The organism is Tissierellales bacterium (assembly GCA_035301805.1).
Classification (GTDB): Bacteria; Bacillota; Clostridia; order Tissierellales; family DATGTQ01; genus DATGTQ01.
The window spans coordinates 1-2,814 of the sequence record DATGTQ010000240.1; the positions used below are offsets into that span (position 1 = coordinate 1).

Genomic DNA, 2,814 nt, shown 5'->3' on the forward strand with positions numbered 1-2,814 from the left:
CTGAGATGTGAATTTAAGATTAATATGGATTTAAAAGAATCACTCAATGTAAAGACAAGGTATATCTTGCTTTTACATTGAGGATTTTTATATCGAGTGGTAGATATTATGGTGGCTAAAAAGATTAGGAGTATGTGAATATATTTTATTTAACTATTACCATTTTATTTGAACCTTGAAAGTTGAATAGAATAAAGGATAATTTATTTAAAAAGACTAAATTACATATATCATTAAATCTTGCATCTAATCATGCAGTAATCTTTATAATGCACAAAATATGATGGAAGAAGTAATAAATAAAAATAAAGGAACATCATATATAGCTATAACAGACTTGATAAAGAGTAGGACAAACTCTAAAAAGAAACAACAAACCAGAAGAAAAAATAAGCTATACCCTAGACCTTATAAAACCATTTAAAAATATATTAGAACGAGATGTAAATGGAGAAAAAGAAGAATACCTCTGGGATAGAAATATCCTAGGAACTATGGAAGATGATATTTACCTAATAGATAGAAAAGGAAGTATCATAAGAAGCATAGAAAAATATATGGAAGAAATATTTAGCTATGATGAATTAATTCGGTATAAAAGAAGACTTAAGAAGCCTAAATAGTCAACTCTTTGGCTATACAGGATATCAATACGATGACATAAGTGAACTAAACTTTGCAGAAGCAAGATACTATGACCAATTACATGGTAGATTCACAGGAGTAGTGGGGCAGATGGTTGCAGATGTGGGGACCGGATTTATAAAAGGTAGCTGGGATCATTTTTCGGTATCAAATTATATAGGGGCAGCTGTAGGAGGAGCTGTAAATGCAACTGTAACTGTGGGAACTAAAAGTTCAGTAGCTGGAGCAGTTGCAGGAAGTGCAGTGAATCTGTAGTTCGTGATATAGGTAATCATGTTGAGACAAATATAAAAAATAATGGACTTAAGCTAAGTAATTGGTCTAAACTTGATGGTGGGGAAGTTGCATCGAATGCTAGAAGCAGGAGTTTAAAAAGCGGTACAATATCAACTTCTACAACTGTAGTTTCAGAAACATTTAAGATGTTTAAAGGAGAGAAGGGTTTGCCACTATCTAAAAACATTAAATCATCATATGGCAATGTTAAATCATCTTTAAAACCAACTGGGAAAGGTATAAAAGATGAATGGGCTATTTTAAAATCAGAAACATCACTTAATCTTAAATCAGATAATCTAAGTAAAAATATAGAAGGAACAACAAGATTTAAAAAGTATAGAAAAAATAAAAATGCTTATACAAATCCACAACAAGTTATAGATAAAATTATGAGTTCACCAGTAAAAGGTGAAAAGAGGACAATAGACTTTAAGGAAACTGCAGAATTTTTAGCACTTGATATGGGATAGGAATATTATTTAATAAAATTAAAGGATATGGTAAAGGGAAAATTTACGATGGTGTAAATGGTTGGATATTTGGTAAAGTAGATGAAATAGGATGTTTAGAATAAAAGGGGGAGGCAGAAATGAATTCTTATTCGACTTTAACGTATTATTTAGTTTTTATAGGTGCATTTGTAGTGGGTAGTACTCTTATAAATATAGTAATTAATGAACTCAAAATAAGAGAATTTAAATTTGATAGGTTTACTCTAATATTATCTACTATAGTATTGTTAATAATTATATTTTTTATACATTATTCAATAATCCCAAGTATAAAAGATTTACCACATATGATTAAAAGGGAATATGAAACTGTTACGGGTGAGGCTTTAAATGACTCTATGGCAAGAACAAAGATGACTGCACATCCAGGGATTAGGATAAAGGATGATGAAACAGGAGAAGTAGTTTCAATAAGGCTATATTATCAACCTGGGATTAATAAAGGAGATAGATTTACAATAAATTATCTACCTAATATGGGAATAGGTAATGTTGCGGGTGAGGGATATTTTGGGGAATAAAAAATAAGAAATATAGGTAATTATATAACAGGTTTAAAAATTAGATTGTAAAAGTATAACAAAACTATAATGGACATATTTAAATCCTATGTCCATTATAGTATCTTATTGTAAACAGAGCGGAAAAAATAGTTGATATTTTACCCTGTTATAAAAATATAGAGAAAAGTACTAATTTGAACATTGAAAATAAAATGTTAAAGTTTATATTTATGTTATGGGATTATACATAATTATAGTCTTACTATAAGACTTTTTAAAGTTATATACTAGGAAAATGTAAAATAATAACCATATTTACTATAGTAGATATGGATATTATTACATTAAAAGGAGGAAATACATGCTAATACTTATATTATTGATAATTAGTATCTTGACAACGATGATAGGGCTGAGAATGATAGACATTAATTATAGTGTGGGAAAGTCTTTGAAGAAACCTTTTATAATTGCCATAGCAGGATGTGCACTAGCCTTTATAGCGGCAACTTTATCTAGTTTTGGTATAATTGGATAACGACAAAGGCTTTTAGTATAAAGCTAGGTCTAAAAATAAAAAATTATAAATGTAAAGATGATATATATTACTTTCGCATGGAGGATTTTTTGTCATATAAATTTAAAATATTATAGTTATATGATTGTAATAAAATAGATTGACAGAGGTAATAGATGGAGATACTTTATTAAGAAAATATAGCTATGATGGCCTAGGAAATAGGGTGGAGCAAAGACTTAAAAGGAATAATAAGATTAATATAGAAAAAATAGATTATGTACTAGATTTAACAAGACCATGTAAAAATGTATTAGAAAGAAAAGTAAATGAAAACCATGAACAGTATCTATGGGAT

The 2,814-nt window shown here is 28.6% G+C and carries 6 protein-coding genes; all 6 read left to right on the forward strand.

All coding sequences use genetic code 11. The annotated features are described in order from the left end of the window. Window positions 1–494 precede the first annotated feature (494 nt). Window positions 495–623 (forward strand): hypothetical protein, encoded by a 129-nt coding sequence (locus tag VK071_11940; GenBank protein HLR36023.1) that lies wholly within the window; start codon window positions 495–497, stop codon window positions 621–623. 103 nt (window positions 624–726) lie between these two features. Then, a complete protein-coding gene (locus VK071_11945) occupies window positions 727–900 on the forward strand; it encodes a hypothetical protein (GenBank protein ID HLR36024.1) in 174 nt (57 codons plus the stop codon). A 167-nt stretch (window positions 901–1,067) separates the two neighbouring features. Next, window positions 1,068–1,394: a hypothetical protein gene (locus VK071_11950; protein ID HLR36025.1), complete on the forward strand. Its 327-nt coding sequence runs from the start codon at window positions 1,068–1,070 to the stop codon at window positions 1,392–1,394. Between the two features lie 119 nt (window positions 1,395–1,513). Then, window positions 1,514–1,957, forward strand: coding sequence for a hypothetical protein (locus tag VK071_11955; GenBank protein HLR36026.1), 444 nt, complete (start codon window positions 1,514–1,516; stop codon window positions 1,955–1,957). 343 nt (window positions 1,958–2,300) lie between these two features. Further along, entirely contained in the window at window positions 2,301–2,477 is a 177-nt protein-coding gene (locus tag VK071_11960; GenBank protein HLR36027.1) for a hypothetical protein, read from the forward strand. 139 nt (window positions 2,478–2,616) lie between these two features. Beyond that, window positions 2,617–2,814, forward strand: a 198-nt coding sequence (locus tag VK071_11965; protein ID HLR36028.1) for a hypothetical protein, incomplete at its 3' end; no start/stop codon positions are given.